General features: G+C 66.2%; 15 protein-coding genes. All 15 read right to left on the bottom strand.

From position 1 onward, the window contains the following. Positions 1-79: 79 nt before the first annotated feature. Positions 80-1,633: a FadD3 family acyl-CoA ligase gene (locus tag VIG90_RS03605; protein ID WP_331592074.1), complete on the bottom strand. Its 1,554-nt coding sequence runs from the start codon at positions 1,631-1,633 to the stop codon at positions 80-82. Then, positions 1,630-2,802: an acyl-CoA dehydrogenase family protein gene (locus VIG90_RS03600; RefSeq protein ID WP_331592073.1), complete on the bottom strand. Its 1,173-nt coding sequence runs from the start codon at positions 2,800-2,802 to the stop codon at positions 1,630-1,632. Before VIG90_RS03600 ends, VIG90_RS03605 begins: the two co-directional genes overlap by 4 nt. 4 nt (positions 2,803-2,806) lie before the next feature. Further along, positions 2,807-4,009 (bottom strand): acetyl-CoA C-acyltransferase, encoded by a 1,203-nt coding sequence (locus VIG90_RS03595; RefSeq protein WP_331592072.1) that lies wholly within the window; start codon positions 4,007-4,009, stop codon positions 2,807-2,809. Positions 4,010-4,021: 12 nt separating this feature from the next. After that, positions 4,022-4,414: a steroid Delta-isomerase gene (locus tag VIG90_RS03590; protein WP_331592071.1), complete on the bottom strand. Its 393-nt coding sequence runs from the start codon at positions 4,412-4,414 to the stop codon at positions 4,022-4,024. A gap of 7 nt (positions 4,415-4,421) precedes the next feature. Next, positions 4,422-4,883 (bottom strand): MaoC family dehydratase, encoded by a 462-nt coding sequence (locus tag VIG90_RS03585; protein ID WP_331592070.1) that lies wholly within the window; start codon positions 4,881-4,883, stop codon positions 4,422-4,424. A 4-nt stretch (positions 4,884-4,887) separates the two neighbouring features. After that, positions 4,888-5,676, bottom strand: a complete 789-nt coding sequence (locus VIG90_RS03580; RefSeq protein ID WP_331592069.1) for an SDR family oxidoreductase — start codon at positions 5,674-5,676, stop codon at positions 4,888-4,890. Further along, positions 5,673-6,755 (bottom strand): acyl-CoA dehydrogenase family protein, encoded by a 1,083-nt coding sequence (locus VIG90_RS03575; protein ID WP_331592068.1) that lies wholly within the window; start codon positions 6,753-6,755, stop codon positions 5,673-5,675. The genes VIG90_RS03580 and VIG90_RS03575 overlap by 4 nt, the downstream gene beginning before the upstream one ends. Continuing rightward, entirely contained in the window at positions 6,755-7,663 is a 909-nt protein-coding gene (locus tag VIG90_RS03570) for an SDR family oxidoreductase (RefSeq protein ID WP_331592067.1), read from the bottom strand. The genes VIG90_RS03575 and VIG90_RS03570 overlap by 1 nt, the downstream gene beginning before the upstream one ends. Before the next feature lie 22 nt (positions 7,664-7,685). Then, a complete protein-coding gene (locus VIG90_RS03565) occupies positions 7,686-8,315 on the bottom strand; it encodes a phenylacetic acid degradation protein PaaY (protein ID WP_331592066.1) in 630 nt (209 codons plus the stop codon). 12 nt (positions 8,316-8,327) lie between these two features. Continuing rightward, positions 8,328-9,479 (bottom strand): acetyl-CoA C-acetyltransferase, encoded by a 1,152-nt coding sequence (locus VIG90_RS03560; protein WP_331592065.1) that lies wholly within the window; start codon positions 9,477-9,479, stop codon positions 8,328-8,330. Next, positions 9,472-10,509, bottom strand: a complete 1,038-nt coding sequence (locus tag VIG90_RS03555) for an acyl-CoA dehydrogenase family protein (protein ID WP_331592064.1) — start codon at positions 10,507-10,509, stop codon at positions 9,472-9,474. Before VIG90_RS03555 ends, VIG90_RS03560 begins: the two co-directional genes overlap by 8 nt. 11 nt (positions 10,510-10,520) lie before the next feature. Beyond that, entirely contained in the window at positions 10,521-11,678 is a 1,158-nt protein-coding gene (locus VIG90_RS03550; RefSeq protein WP_331592063.1) for an acyl-CoA dehydrogenase, read from the bottom strand. Beyond that, entirely contained in the window at positions 11,678-12,427 is a 750-nt protein-coding gene (locus VIG90_RS03545) for an enoyl-CoA hydratase family protein (RefSeq protein ID WP_331592062.1), read from the bottom strand. Before VIG90_RS03545 ends, VIG90_RS03550 begins: the two co-directional genes overlap by 1 nt. Before the next feature lie 17 nt (positions 12,428-12,444). Next, positions 12,445-13,545, bottom strand: a complete 1,101-nt coding sequence (locus VIG90_RS03540; protein ID WP_331592061.1) for a nitronate monooxygenase — start codon at positions 13,543-13,545, stop codon at positions 12,445-12,447. After that, the coding region (locus tag VIG90_RS03535; RefSeq protein WP_331592060.1) for an enoyl-CoA hydratase at positions 13,545-14,337 on the bottom strand (793 nt) is incomplete at its 5' end. The genes VIG90_RS03535 and VIG90_RS03540, both read right to left, overlap by 1 nt.

The following is a 14,337-nucleotide window of genomic DNA, read 5'->3' as shown; positions in this document are numbered from 1 at the left end:
TATGGCGGCCATAAAAAGAAGAGGCGCTGTCAGGCAGGACAGCGCCTCAATTTTCACTGCCTGGGATCAGTGAAGGAACTTATGCAGCGGTCTCGCGCAGAGCCATGCGCAGCACCTTGCCGCCGGCGTTGCGGGGCAGGTCGCTGACGAACTCCACGAAGCGCGGCACCTTGTAGTTTGCCATGTTCTCGCGGGCCCAGCCGATGATGTCGGCGGTTTCCGCCTTGGCGCCCGGGCGCAGCACCACAAACGCCTTGCCGACCTCGCCCATGCGCTCGTCCGGCACGCCGATGACCGCCGCCACCTCGATGGCCGGGTGGGCCGAGAGCAGCTTCTCGATTTCTGCCGGATAGCAGTTGAAGCCGCCGGAGATGTACATGTCCTTCTTGCGGTCGGTGATGCGCAGGTAGCCGTTCTCGTCCAGCGTGCCCACGTCGCCGGTGTGCAGCCAGCCGTCCGCGTCGATGGTCTCGGCGGTGGACTTGGGATCGTCCAGATAGCCCTTCATCACCCACGGACCGCGCACCAGAATTTCACCGGCGGTGCCGGCAGGCACGTCCTTGCCGTCATCGTCCACGCAGCGCAGCTCGAGCCCGTCCAGCGCCTTGCCGCAGGTGTTGGCCACGGTCTCGGCACTGTCGCCCTGGCAGGTCATGGCAATGGCGCCGCACTCGGTCATGCCGTAGCCGTTGACCACGTTTTCCATGCCAAGCTCGCCGCGCATGCGCTCCACCAGCACCGGCGGCACCGGGGCCGCGCCGGTCACGGCAACGCGCAGCGAGGAGAAATCGCGCTTCTGGCCGGCCAAGCCCGCCAGCAGGGACTGGTAGATGGTCGGCGGTCCGGGAATGAAGCTGACCTTATCCCGCTCGATGATGGTGGCCAGGCTCTCCACGTCGAACACCGCCATCGGCAGGATCGTCGCGCCCATGGAGAGGGCGCACACCCAGCCGGCCTTGTAGCCGAAGGTGTGGAAGAACGGGTTCACGATCAGGTAGCGGTCGCCCTCGCGCAGGCCGACGCGGTTCGCCCAGGACCGGAAATTCGGCACCACGCTGCCGTGCGTGTGCAGAACGCCCTTTGGGCTGCCGGTGGTGCCGCTGGTGAACATGATGTCGGACAGGTCGTCCGGCGTCACTTTGCTTTCCGCCTCGTCCACAGCCGGGTCATCGGCGCCCTTGCCGGAGGCGATGAACGCGTCCCAGCCGCCGTTGCCCTCGCGGTCGATGACCACCAGTTCCTTCAGGTCCGGCAGGTCCTCGTCCTTGATCATCGACGGGAAGTCGAAGCCGAGGAACTTCTCGGTGCAGACCAGGATCTTCGTGCGCGAGCGGCGTAGGATGTCACCGGCCTCGCGCCCCTTGAGGCGGGTGTTGAGCGGGGTGATGGCCGCGCCGGTCATGTGCACGCCCAGCGTCGCGATGATCCACTCGCGGCAGTTGGGGGCCCACACGCCCACCACGTCGCCCTTCTTGATGCCGCGGGCGAGGAAGGCGGACGCCGCCTCTCGGGCATCGCGATAGACTTCGGCAAAAGTCCAGCTCTTGCCGTTCTCGATCAGGGCGACCCGGTCGCCGATCCGCTCGGCGGTCGCGCGGGCCGCGCCGCACGTCGTGTCGGGTGAATAGCTCATTTGCCGCGCGGTTCCCTTGGAAGTTGCAGTGCGCGCTCGGAGATGATGTTGCGCTGGATCTGGCTGGTGCCGGCGTAGATCGTGTCGGAGCGCGCCATCAGGTACATGGTGGTCAGCGGACCCATGCGCTCGTCGTTGATGCCGATCTCGCCCTCCTGGCCCATCACGTCCATGGCCAGCTCGCCCAGATCCCGGTGCCACTGGGACCAGTAGATCTTGTATGTGAACCCTTCCGGGCTCAGCTGGCCGGATTCGGCGTTGGAGAGCATGCGCAGCGCGTTGTAGCGCATGATCTTGAGGCCGGCGTGGGCCTGTGCCAGCTTCTGGCGCACCACCGGGTCCTTGGCTTTTCCGTTGGCCTTGGCGATGTCGATGATCGCGTCCAGCTCGTTGCGGAACTGCATCTGCTGGGCGAGCGTGGAGACGCCGCGCTCGAAGCCGAGCAGCGCCATCGCCACTTCCCAGCCCTGGCCTTCCTCGCCCAGACGGTCGGCGACCTGCGCCACCGCGCCGTCGAAGAACACCTCGGCGAATTCCGCCTCGCCGGTCATCTGGCGGATGGGGCGGGCCTCGACGCCCGGCTGGTTCATGTCGACGAGCAGGAACGACAGGCCCTTGGGGCCGACCGAGCCCGGCTCGGTGCGGGCGATGACGAAGCACCAGTCGGCAACGGTGCCGATCGAGGTCCAGATCTTCTGGCCGTCGATGATGTAGGTGTCGCCCTCGCGCCGCGCGCGGGTCTTCACGTTGGCAAGGTCAGAGCCGGCGCCCGGTTCGGAATAGCCCTGGCACCAGATGGTGCGGCCGTTCACGATGTCCGGCAGGAAGCGCTGCTTCTGCTCTTCGGTGCCGTAGGCCAGAATGGTCGGGCCGATCAGCTCCACGCCCAGGTGGTTCAGCCGGGGCGGGGCCTTGGCTCTGGCGTATTCCTCGGCGAACACCACCTGCTGGGCGATGGAGGCTGCTCTGCCGCCCCACTGCTCCGGCCAGCCGACGGCGCTCCACCGGGCGGAGCCCAGAGCCTGTTCCCAGGCCCTGCGCTCCTCCACGTTGTCGATCATGTTGCTCTGGCCCCGCACCTTGGCGAAGGGGCCGGAGAGCTGTTCGTTCAGCCAGTCCGCCGCCTCCTGGCGGAAGGCTGCCAATTCGGGTGCGAAGGCGAGCTTCATGGGGTTACGCCACCTCGAACAGGCCGGCAGCGCCCATGCCGCCGGCAACGCACATGGAAACCACCACGTACTTGACGCCGCGGCGCTTGCCCTCGATCAGCGCGTGGCCAACGAGGCGCGAGCCGGTCATGCCGAACGGGTGACCGATGGCGATGCCGCCGCCGTTCACGTTCAGGATCTCAGGGTCGATGTCCAGCTTGCGCTGGCAGTAGACCGCCTGAGACGCGAAGGCCTCGTTGAGTTCAAACAGGCCGATGTCGCTCATCTTCAGGCCGGCGCGCTCCAGGAGCTTCGGAATGGCGAACACCGGGCCGATGCCCATTTCGTCAGCGCCGCAACCGGCGACCTGGAAGCCGCGGTAGATGCCGAGGACCGGCAGGCCTTCCTTCTGCGCGGTGGCAAGGTCCATCACCACCTGGGCAGAAGCGCCGTCAGACAGCTGCGAGGCGTTGCCCGCCGTCACGTGCTTGCCTTCCTTGATCACCAGGCCGTCCTTGAACACCGGCTTCAGGCCCGCCAGCTTCTCGGCGGTGGTGTCGCCGCGCACGCCTTCGTCGCGGTCCAGCGTCACCTGCTCCTTGCCGGTCTCGTTGCCTTCCTTGTCGAACAGCGCCTTGGTGACGGTGATCGGTACGATCTCGTCATTGAAGCGGCCGGCAGCCTGTGCGGCGGCGGCGCGCTGCTGGCTGAGGGCGGCAAAGGCGTCCTGGTCTTCGCGGCTGATGCCGTAGCGCTCGGCCACGATCTCGGCGGTCTCGATCATCACCATGTAGGCGTACGGGTCGGCCGCTTTGATGAATTCCGAGCGGTTGCGGTAGGTCGGCGCGTGCTTGCCGATGGTCAGCGACACGCTTTCCATGCCGCCGGCCACCGCGACGTCGATTTCATTGGCGATGATGCCGCGCGCGGCCAGCGCAATGGCGTTCAGGCCCGAGGAGCACTTGCGGTCCAGCGTGAAGCCGCCGACCGTATCCGGCAGCACCGAACCGTGAACGGTCAGGCGGCCGAGGTTGTAGCTCTGGGTGTTCCAGTGGTTGCCGACGCCCAGGTACACGTCGTCGATCCGGGTCGGGTCGATGCCGGCGCGCTCGATGGCGGCGTTGACGACGTGGGAGGACATGACCGGAGCTTCGGTGTCGTTGAAAGCGCCACGGTAGGCCTTGCCGACGCCCGTGCGGGCGGTGGAGACGATTGCAGCTTCACGCATGGGAAACTCCCCTTAAAATCCGTGCATATTGGTGGGGCCGAAGTAGGCCCGCATTTCGACGACCTTGCCGTCGTCGTTGAATTTGAACGTGTCGATCACGTCCACCCGCTGGTCCTTTCCTTCCCAGTGCAGGTGCACCGAGAAAGCGAACACGGCATAGGGCAGGCACACGCGCACCGGACCGTCCAGCTTCAGCTTCGCGCCGGTCGCCATGGACTTGGTGTAGAAGTCCAGAATGGCGGCCTTGCCCACGTGGGCCGGCGCGCCGACCGGGTCTTCGACCGTCGCGTCCTCGGCGAACAGGTCGGCCACGCCCTGCGGGTTGCCCGCCTCGAACGCCGCCACATAGGCATTGACGGTGTTGATCAGGTGATCGGGCGTCAGTTTGGTACCGGTGTCGCTCATGAGATGCTTACTCCGGGAAATAGCGGGAAATGGTGTCGACGACGCAGGCGGGCTTTTCCTTGCCCTCGATCTCGACCGTCACGCGAACGACGCTCTGGATCGCGTTGCCCTTCACCTCTTCCACCGAGATGATCTCGCCCGTGCCGCGAATGCGCGAGCCGACGACGACCGGGTTGAGGAAGCGCAGCTTGTCGATGCCGACGTTCACGCCGGCGGTGAAGCCGCGCACATCGATCATCTGCGGCAGGAACATGTTCACCAGGCTCAGCGTCAGGTAGCCGTGGGCGATCGTTGCGCCGAACGGGCCGTCCTTGGCCCGCTCCGGGTCCACGTGGATCCACTGCAGATCGCCGGTCACCTGACCGAAGGCATCGATGCGGTCCTGCTCGATGGTCAGCCACTCGCTGGCGTCCAGCTTGGTGCCTTCCTTGCCCAGGAGATCGCGCGGGTTGTTGAAAACCACTGCCATGGCGTCAGGCCCTCTGGCTGGAGCAGGAGATGATCTCGCCCGTCAGGTACGAAGACAGGTCGGAGGCGAGGAACATCATCACGTTGGCCACTTCCCACACCTCGGCCGGGCGGCCGAAGGCTTCGCGCTTCACCAGTTCGGCCAGCGCCTCTTCGGTCGTCACCTTGGCGAGGAACGGGTGCATGGCAAGCGAGGGCGCAACAGCGTTGATGCGCACGCCGTATTCGGCGGCTTCCACGGCCGAGCAGCGGGTGAAGGCCATCACGCCGGCCTTGGCTGCGGCGTAGTGGGCCTGGCCCTTCTGGGCGCGCCAGCCGAGCACGGAGGCGTTGTTCACCATCACGCCCGAGCGGCGCTCGTACATGTGCGGCAGGAACGCGCGGGTCATGCGGAACAGGGAGGTGAGGGTCACATCCAGCACCCGGCTCCACTGGTCGTCGGTCATGTCCACGACCGGCACTTCGCCGCCAAGGCCTGCGTTGTTGATCAGCACGTCAACGTGGCCCAGCTCCTTCAGCGCGGCATCGCGCAGGCCCTGCACGTTCTCCTCGCTGGTCACGTCGCACACGAAGGTGGCCGGACGCTGACCGACCTTCTCCGCGATGCGGTCGGCGGACTCACCGAGGCGACGCTCGTGGAAATCGCTGATGAGCAGCGTCGCGCCTTCCTCGGCGGCGCGCAGCGCGGCGGAGAAGCCGATGCCGGTGCCTGCCGCGGCGGTGATGACGACGGTCTTGCCCTTCAGCAGCCCGCGGGCTTCCGGATACGGCGGAACAGGGGAGGTCGCGGTCATACGGTTTCCTCAAGGATAATCTTGGCCAGCGTCTCGCGGGTCTGTGCCGGGGATCCCAGCCAGCTGGAGGTCGCGCGGGCGCGCTTGAAATAAAGGTGGCAGTGGTGTTCCCAGGTGAAGCCGATGCCGCCATGCAGCTGAATGGCCTCGCCCGCGCACCAGTTGTAGCAGTCCGACGCCCACGAGCGGGCGACGGCACAGGCTTCTTCCAGCTCCTCGCCGTTCTCGTCGATCGCGGCGGCGGCATAGAGGAAGGCCGAGCGGGAGGCTTCGATCTTCACCATCATGTCGGCCATGGTGTGCTTGACCGACTGGAAGGAACCGATCAGGCGGCCGAACTGCACGCGCTGCTTGGAATATTCCACCGTGGTGTCGAGGCAGTACTGCGCACCGCCGGTCTGCTCGGCGGCCAGCAGGCCGCCACCGATGGCAAGCACGCGGGAGATGGCGGCCTCCGAACCACCTGCCGTCCCCAGGACGGCAGAGGCAGGAACCTCCACGTCAAAGCGGATATGGGCAAAGCGGCGGGTGCGATCAAGGGTATGCTGCGGCTCAATCGTCACGCCTGGCGTGTTTGCCGGCAGCACCACCAGCGAGTGGTCGCTGGTCGCCACCACGAGCAGGTCCGCCACGTGGCCGAAGGTCACGAACGTCGCCTCACCCGTCAGGCGGTTGCCCGAGAGGGTGGGGCGGGCAGCCGTGCCTGCGAAGGACGCCTTTAGCTGGCCGGTCGCCAGTTGGGGCAGCCACTCGGCCTTTTGGGTTTCAGAGCCGGCGCTGAGGATCGCCTGCACCGCCAGCACCGCCGTCTCGAAGAACGGCACGGCGGCGAGCGTGCGCCCAAGCTGTTCCAGCACCAGCGCCATTTCGACAGCACCAAGGCCGGAGCCGGAGTACTGCTCCGGCACCATCAGCCCGGCAAAGCCCATTTCGCCTGCCAGCTGGGCCCACAGGTTCTCGTCGAACCCGGTCGGCCCTTCCACGACAGCCCGGAGAGCGTCCGGGCCAGCGGCCTCAGCCAGGAAGCGCTCGGCGCTTTCCTGAATGAACCGCTGGTCTTCGGAGAGCGTGAAGTCCATCAGGCAGCACCGTACACAGGCTTGGCGGGTTCGCGCTTGTTGATGAGATCGCGCACGATCGGGTCAAGCTCGCTCGCCTCGAAGCGGGCGCCCTTGTCGAAGTTCGGGCTGTCGCTCCAGCCCTGCGACAGGAAGATGTTGCCGCCCTTCAGCTCGAACACCTGACCGGTCACGCCCTTGGACTGCTCGGAGACCAGATAGGCCACCAGCGGGGCCATGTTCTCCGGCGCGAACACGTCGAACTCGCCTTCCTTCACGTCCATGTCGAACGCGCCGGTGGCGGTCATGCGGGTGCGGGCATTCGGAGCCAGCGCGTTGGCGGTGATGCCGTAGCGGGCCAGCTCGGCCGCCTGCACCAGCGTCAGGGTTGCGATGCCGCCCTTGGCCGCCGAGTAGGCAGACTGGCCGACGGAGCCCTGCAGGCCAGCGCCCGAGGTGGTGTTGATGATGCGGGCATCGATCGGGTTGCCGGCCTTCTGCTGGGCGCGCCAGTAGTCAACGGCGTGACGGCTGGTGCAGAAGTGGCCGCGCAGGTGAACGCGCAGCACGGCGTCCCACTCTTCCGGGGTGCAGGAGACGAACATGCGGTCACGCACGAAACCGGCGTTGTTCACCACGGCGTCGAGACGGCCGAAGGTGGAGACTGCCAGCTCGACCATGCGCTTGCCCGCGTCCCAGTCGGCCACGTCGCCGGTGTCGGCAACCGCTTCGCCGCCATTGGCGCGGATTTCCTCAACCACCATTTCGGCCGCGCCCTTGGACGCGCCGTCTTCGCCGTGCGTGCCGACGCCGAGGTCGTTGACGACGACCTTCGCGCCTTCCGCAGCCAGACCCAGCGCATAGGCCTTGCCCAGGCCGTTGCCGGCACCGGTTACGATCGCTACCCGTCCTTCGCAGATACCCGCCATCTTCACTTCCCTCTTTTGCTTCTTATTCCGCAGCGCGGCGTTCGCGCTCGGCTGCCGTCTCTCCGGTCAGCCGCACCGCAATCGCTTCCGAGCGCAGCCGCGGCCGATTGTCTTCCATTTTCGCCAGCGGCGTCACCTCGATGAAGTCCGTCAGGGCTTCCCGGGCGAGGCGCTGGTATTCGCCCTTGCCTTCGTTCTTCCACGTCACCTGATGCGGCTCGAACGTCTTGACCACCTTGGCCGGGTTGCCCACGACCAGGCTGCGCGCCGGCACGATGGTGTCGGACTTCACCAGGGACAGGGCGGCGATCAGGCACTCCGGCCCGATCTCCGCATTGTCCAGCACCACCGCGTTCATGCCCACCAGCGTGTTCTCGCCGATCTGGCAGCCGTGGATGATCGAGCCGTGGGCGATGGTTGCGCCCCGGCCGATCACCGTGTCGCGCAGCGTGTTGGCGTGCACGGTGACCGAGTCCTGAATGCTGCTGTCGCCTTCCACGATGATCCGGCCGAAGTCGCCGCGCAGCGATGCCCCGGGCGCGATGAAGCAGCCCGGCCCCACGATCACGTCGCCGATGAGCGAAGCGAGGGGGTGAACATAGCTGGTCGGATCAACGACCGGAACAAGACCCTGGTAGGCGTAGCACGGCATGGGCGGCAGTCCTTACAGGCGCTCGATGATGGTGACGTTGGCCTGGCCGCCGCCTTCGCACATGGTCTGGAGGCCATAGCGGCCGCCGGTGCGCTCAAGGGCATTGAGCAGGGTCGTCATCAGGCGTGCGCCGGTCGCGCCGATCGGGTGGCCCAGAGCGATCGCGCCGCCCTGAACGTTCACCTTCTCGTGCGGAATGTCCAGCTCCTGCATCCATGCCATCGGCACGGAGGCGAACGCCTCGTTGCACTCGAACAGGTCGATGTCGCTCACCGACATGCCGGCCTTCTTCAGCGCGTACTGCGTTGCCGGAATCGGGCCGGTCAGCATCCACACCGGGTTGGCGGCACGCACCGAGAGGTGGTGAATGCGCGCGCGCGGCTTCAAGCCATATTCCTTCACGGCCTTTTCCGAGGCGATGAGGATCGCGGCTGCAGCGTCGCAGTTCTGGCTGGCGACACCGGCAGTGATCACACCGCCTTCGTTCACCGGCTTCAGACCTGCCAGCACTTCCATCGTGGTGCCGGCGCGCACCGTCTCGTCGGTGGTGAAATCGCCGAAGGGGGCGATCTCGTTCTTGAACCAGCCGTTCTGAATGGCCTCGGCCGCGCGGCGGTGAGATTCCACTGCGAACGCTTCCATGGCCTCGCGCGAGATGTTCCACTTGTTGGCGATCATCTCTGCCGACTTGATCTGGTTCACCTCTTCGGTGCCGTAGCGGGCGTCCCAGCCTTCAGCGCCGATGAACGGGCTCTCGAAGCCGTACTGCTGGCCCACGATCATGGCAGCGGAGATGGGGATGCGGTTCATGGCCTGCGAACCGCCGGCCACCACCAGATCCTGCGTGCCGGACATCACGCCCTGCGCGGCGAAGTGCACCGCCTGCTGGGAGGAGCCGCACTGGCGGTCAATGGTCACGCCCGGAACCTCTTCCGGCATGCCCGCCACCAGCCATGCGGTACGACCGATATCACCGGCCTGACCGCCAATGGTGTCGCAGCAACCCCACACCACGTCTTCCACGGTCGCCGGGTCGATGCCCGTGCGGCCCACCAGCGCCTTGATCGGGTGCGCGGCCAGATCCGCCGGATGCAGGTGGGCAAGGCTGCCCTTCTTGCGGCCAACGGGGGTGCGAACGGCGTCAATAATATAGGCTTCAGGCATTTTTTACCTCGCGGGCGAAAGTCTGGTCCGGGCCGAGCGGCTGGGTGAACATGCGCTCGGCAACACGGTTGCGATGGAAGGCGGGGTCACCCCAGGTGTAGGTAAGGCCCAGGGTCCGCTTCAGGAAGAAGTGCACGTCCACTTCCCAGGTGTAGCCCATGCCGCCATGCACCTGCACGGCGGTGCGGGCAGCAACGTCGGCCGCTTCCAGCGCCATGAACTTGGCGGAGCTGATGCGGGCGCGGCTCTGGGCGTCGCGGTTGGCGAAATCGGCGGCGGCGGCCTGAACCACCGGGCGGGCGAACTCGATCTTCACCTGCGCGGTGGCGAGGTGATGCTTGATCGCCTGATAGCTGCCGATCGGCTTGCCGAACTGGGTGCGCTCCTTGGCGTAGTCCACTGCCAGATTCACGCAGCGCTGAGCCAAGCCAAGACCCTGAGCAGCGGCGAACAGGGCGGCGCGATCGAGCGCGTCCTGCAGCAGCGCCGGGTCGCTGGAGATCTTGGTCTCGGCCTTCGGCGTCCAGTCGACCCGGAACAGGCGGCGGAACGGGTCGATGCTCTCCTGGCGGGTAAGCGTCACGTCCTCGCGGCGAACGAGGTGAATGTCAGTGCCGTCCACCAGAATGATCGCAGCTGCCGTGTCCGCATCCGCCACGAACGGGTTGATCGGGTGCTGGATGGCGATGGTCGCGGTCGGGTCGGCAAGCACGTCTGCGCCCGCGCCGGCTGCTGCCAGCAGCGGCGCTGCAACGCCCGCGCTCTCCACCAGCGGTTCGGGCAGGGCGGCGTAACCGGCTGCCTCGGCAATGGCGAGGAAGTCGATTTCCGACAGGCCGATGCCGCCGGCCTCTTCCGGCAGCAGCACCAGCGTCAGGCCGGTCTCCACGATGGCGTTCCAGCGGGAGTCCTCGCGCGGATTGCCGCTGGCCAGAAGCTGGCGCAGGTGCTCCGGCGCGCAGGTGTCACCGAGCAGCGTCTGCGCGGTTTCCTGGAACATCCGCTGTTCGTCAGAGAAGGTAAAATCCATGTGTCTTCTCCTCAGCGCGGCAGGCCCAGCATACGCTCGGCGATGATGTTGCGCTGGATCTCGTTCGATCCGGCGTAGATCGGACCGGCGAGGGCGAAAATGTAGTCGTCCAGCCAGGTGTCGACCGGGCCTGCATCCGGCGCGTGCGGGAGGATTTCCGCCTTCGGGCCGAGGATATTCAGCGCGGTCTGGTGCAGGTGGATGTCCAGCTCGGACCAGAAGATCTTGTTGGTGCTGGCCTCAGCGCCGATCTTGCCGCCCGCGATCAGGCGGCAGGCGGTGGAATAGATCGACAGCGCATAGGCCTCGGCGTTCATCCACGCGCGCACCACGTCCGCCTTGATGGCCGGATCAACGGTTGCTTCGTTGGCGCGGTACAGCTCGGCCAGCTTTGCAGCGGCCACCTGGTAGCGGGCAGGGGAGCGCAGCATCAGGCCGCGTTCGAAACCGGCGGTCGCCATGCAGATGTGCCAGCCCTGACCCTCGTCACCGATGCGGTTGAAGGCCGGAACGCGCACATCCTCCAGGAAGATTTCCGCAAAGCCGACGTGGCCGTTGATCTTCTGGATGGCGTTGACGGTCACGCCCGGCGCGTTCAGCGGGAACACGATGAGGGACATACCCTTGTGCCGCTCCGAACCCGGCTCGCGGAACAGGCCGAAAGCCCAGTCGGCAAACACGGCGCGGGACGACCAAATCTTGTGGCCGTTCAGCACATACTCGTCGCCGTCGCGCACGGCGGTGGCGCGCACCGCGGCAAGGTCGGAGCCCGCCTGCGGTTCGGACCAGGCCTGCGCCCAGATGTCATCGCCATTGGCCATGCCGGTCAGCCAGCGGGCCTTCTGCTCGTGGGTGCCGAACTCCATCAGGGTCGGCCCGAACAGGAAGATGCCGTTCTGGTTCACGCGGCCCGGCGCACCGGCGCGATAGTATTCTTCCTCGAAGATCAGCCACTGGATGAGGTCGAGACCGCGGCCGCCGTATTCCTTCGGCCAGGTCACCATGCCCCAGTCGCCGGACTTCAGCGTGCGCTCCCACTCACGGTGCTGCTCGAAGCCCTCGCGGCTGGCATCGAAATGCTCCAGCGGCTGGGCCGGAACATTGGCCTCCAGCCACGCGCGAACTTCCGCGCGGAAGGCTTCCTGTTCGGGGGTGTAGGTCAGGTTCATCAGAACTTCGCCGTGCCTTTGGTCTCAACAAATGCGTCACGCGCCTTCTGGCTGTCCTCGTGCGCATACATCTCCAGCGTGAAGCCCTGCTCGATGCGATAGTGCTCGCTCGGGTCGGTCGGCTCGATCAGGTTCAGCGCTTCCTTGGCGATGGTCAGGGCAACGCGGCTCTTGCTTGCCACGACCTCGCAGTAGGCGCGGGCGGTCGCATAGAGCTCCTCGCGCGGCACCACCTTCTCGATGGAGCCATGACGCCACGCGTCCTCAACCGGCACCTTGCCGCCGGAGAAGAAGTTGGCGCGCACCTTGTGCACGGGCAGCATGCGGGACATGTAGGCCGCGCCGCCCATGGCGCCGCGGTCGATTTCCGGCAGCGAGAAATAGGCGCCCTCAGCGGCGAACAGCACGTCGGCAGCGCCGGACATGTTCACGCCGCCGCCGATGATGAAGCCGTGCAGCGCAATGACGACCGGCACCTTGCATTCGCGGATGGCCTTGACGGTCTGGTAGTTGCCCTTGTTGAGCAGCGCAATGCGCTCCGGGTAGGCCTGCATTTCCTTGATGTCGACGCCGCCGCAGAAACCCTTGCCCGTGGCGTGGATCAGCACGACGTGAACGGATTCATCCGCCGAGGCCTGATGGATGAGCTGCGGGATCTGCAGCCACTGCTCGGTGTTGAACGCGTTGACGGGCGGTACGTCCAGCAGGATTTCCGCAATCCTGTCCTTGATGCTCAGCGTAATCGGCATGGTACTCTTCCCCCTGATCAGGCTACGACGTTCCGGGCCGCGGTGTCCTGCGAGCCCAGCGCGGCCAGTGCGTTCAGCCGCGCATGCGCCTCGGCGACAATGCGATCGACCAGCTCCTGGCACGTCGGAATTTCTGCAATGCGGCCACCAACCACGCCGGTGGCCATGACGCCATTATCCAGATCGCCATGCACGATGGCCTTCTGGATCATCATCGGCATGTTGGCGGCCATGATCGCCTGAGACAGCGGCATCGCCCCATGGGCGGTCATGCCGCGCGCCATCCGGATCACGTCGCCCCAGCTCATGCCGGTCTGCTTCTTCATCTCAAGGCCGCTCTCGAACGCACGCAGCCACTTGCCCAGCGGGCCGGAGCGCTCGATGCGGTCCAGCGCCTTCGTGCGCACCATCCGCTGCGGAATGCCGTCCAGCTTGGTGGTCACGTAAATGTCGTCGGTCGATGCCTTGAGGTAGGCCTTCTTGGTCACCTCCGGCACCGGGCTTTCCTGCGTCAGCAGGAAGCGGGTGCCCATGGCGATGCCGACGGCGCCGTAGGCGAGCGCTGCGGCAAGGCCGCGTCCGTCCGCCATGCCGCCGGAGGCGATCACCGGAATCTTCACCGTGTCCAGCACCTGCGGCAGCAGCACGGTCGTCGGCACGGAGCCGGTGTGGCCGCCGCCTTCGCCGCCCTGCACGTTGACCATGTCAACGCCTAGCTGCTCCATCTTCTGGGCATGCTTCAGCGCACCCACGGTCGGAATGCAGAGAATGCCCGCATCCTTGAACCGGCCAATCATCTTGGCGTCCGGGCCGCGGCCGAAGGAGACCGCGCGCACCTGATCCTTGTGGGCGAGAATGGACTCGACGATCTTGTCCGCACCCGCCTGGAACATGTGGAAGTTCACGCCGAACGGCCGGTCGGTGCCCTCGCGCACCTGGCGGATCTTCCGCTCGGCCTCGTCCGGTGTCATCACCGCCGCGCCGAGGAAACCGAATGCGCCGGCATTGGAGCTGCCGATGACCAGAGACGGTTCGGCAACCCAGCCCATGGCGGTCTGGATGATCGGCCAGCGGCAGCCCAGCCGTTCGACCATGATGGTGTGCAGCGGCTCGCCCATCAGTTGTCGCCCGCCTGTTTCTTGTTGGCCGAGGCCATCGACTTGGCGTCAAGGCCGCCCAGGCTGTTGGTGGAGGTCAGGTCGTTCTGCGCGTGGGCGAAGTGGTGCATGTGGAACACCGCATCCATCGCCGTGCGCTTGCCGCGCAGCTCTTCCACGTGGTTGATCGACTGCTTGGTCAGCCAGTTGCCAAGGCGCGGACGGCTCGCCAGCTCGTCGGCCATCTTCTTCACGTCCGCCAGCAGGTTCTCGCGGGTGGAGAGGCGGTTGACCATGCCGAAGTTGTAGGCGCGCTCGGCAGACATGCGCTCGCCGAGCAGAATGAATTCCTTGGCGATGCGCGGCGGCAGCTCGAAGCCGTGGGCGAAGTATTCCACGCCCGGAATGCCCATGCGGTTGACCGGGTCCTGGAAGAACGCGTCTTCCGTTGCCACGATCAGGTCGCACACCCACGCCAGCATCAGGCCGCCGGCCACGCACGCGCCCTGAACGGCGGCGATGGTCGGCTTCGGGATGTCGCGCCAGCGGCGGCACATGCCGAGATACACTTCCTGCTCGCGGGTGTAGAGAAACTCGGCCGCCGGCTTGTTTGTGTGATCCGGCAGCAGGTGCTTGCGGTCCCACGAGGCGGTCACATCCCGCCCCGGGGTCCCGATGTCGTGGCCGGCGGAGAAGTGCTTGCCTTCTCCGCGCAGCACGATCACGCGAATGGCATCGTCGTTCACCGCACGCTGAAAAGCCGCATCCAGCGCATAGGTCATCTGACTGTTCTGCGCGTTGTTGAATTGCGGC

Source organism: Pedomonas sp. (assembly GCF_036515995.1).
In the GTDB taxonomy this organism is placed as follows: domain Bacteria; phylum Pseudomonadota; class Alphaproteobacteria; order Sphingomonadales; family Sphingomonadaceae; genus Pedomonas.
This window is presented reverse-complemented; position numbering and strand designations above follow the sequence as displayed.

What these genes read in the sequence shown, in the direction of transcription:
- VIG90_RS03605 (WP_331592074.1), bottom strand. Translation starts at nt 1,633, where the DNA reads ATGAGCTATTCACCCGACACGACGTGCGGCGCGGCCCGCGCGACCGCC.
- VIG90_RS03545 (WP_331592062.1), bottom strand. Translation starts at nt 12,427, where the DNA reads ATGCCGATTACGCTGAGCATCAAGGACAGGATTGCGGAAATCCTGCTG.
- VIG90_RS03540 (WP_331592061.1), bottom strand. Translation starts at nt 13,545, where the DNA reads ATGGGCGAGCCGCTGCACACCATCATGGTCGAACGGCTGGGCTGCCGC.
- VIG90_RS03565 (WP_331592066.1), bottom strand. Translation starts at nt 8,315, where the DNA reads ATGCCGTGCTACGCCTACCAGGGTCTTGTTCCGGTCGTTGATCCGACC.
- VIG90_RS03550 (WP_331592063.1), bottom strand. Translation starts at nt 11,678, where the DNA reads ATGAACCTGACCTACACCCCCGAACAGGAAGCCTTCCGCGCGGAAGTT.
- VIG90_RS03580 (WP_331592069.1), bottom strand. Translation starts at nt 5,676, where the DNA reads ATGACCGCGACCTCCCCTGTTCCGCCGTATCCGGAAGCCCGCGGGCTG.
- VIG90_RS03570 (WP_331592067.1), bottom strand. Translation starts at nt 7,663, where the DNA reads ATGGCGGGTATCTGCGAAGGACGGGTAGCGATCGTAACCGGTGCCGGC.
- VIG90_RS03600 (WP_331592073.1), bottom strand. Translation starts at nt 2,802, where the DNA reads ATGAAGCTCGCCTTCGCACCCGAATTGGCAGCCTTCCGCCAGGAGGCG.
- VIG90_RS03575 (WP_331592068.1), bottom strand. Translation starts at nt 6,755, where the DNA reads ATGGACTTCACGCTCTCCGAAGACCAGCGGTTCATTCAGGAAAGCGCC.
- VIG90_RS03585 (WP_331592070.1), bottom strand. Translation starts at nt 4,883, where the DNA reads ATGGCAGTGGTTTTCAACAACCCGCGCGATCTCCTGGGCAAGGAAGGC.
- VIG90_RS03555 (WP_331592064.1), bottom strand. Translation starts at nt 10,509, where the DNA reads ATGGATTTTACCTTCTCTGACGAACAGCGGATGTTCCAGGAAACCGCG.
- VIG90_RS03595 (WP_331592072.1), bottom strand. Translation starts at nt 4,009, where the DNA reads ATGCGTGAAGCTGCAATCGTCTCCACCGCCCGCACGGGCGTCGGCAAG.
- VIG90_RS03560 (WP_331592065.1), bottom strand. Translation starts at nt 9,479, where the DNA reads ATGCCTGAAGCCTATATTATTGACGCCGTTCGCACCCCCGTTGGCCGC.
- VIG90_RS03590 (WP_331592071.1), bottom strand. Translation starts at nt 4,414, where the DNA reads ATGAGCGACACCGGTACCAAACTGACGCCCGATCACCTGATCAACACC.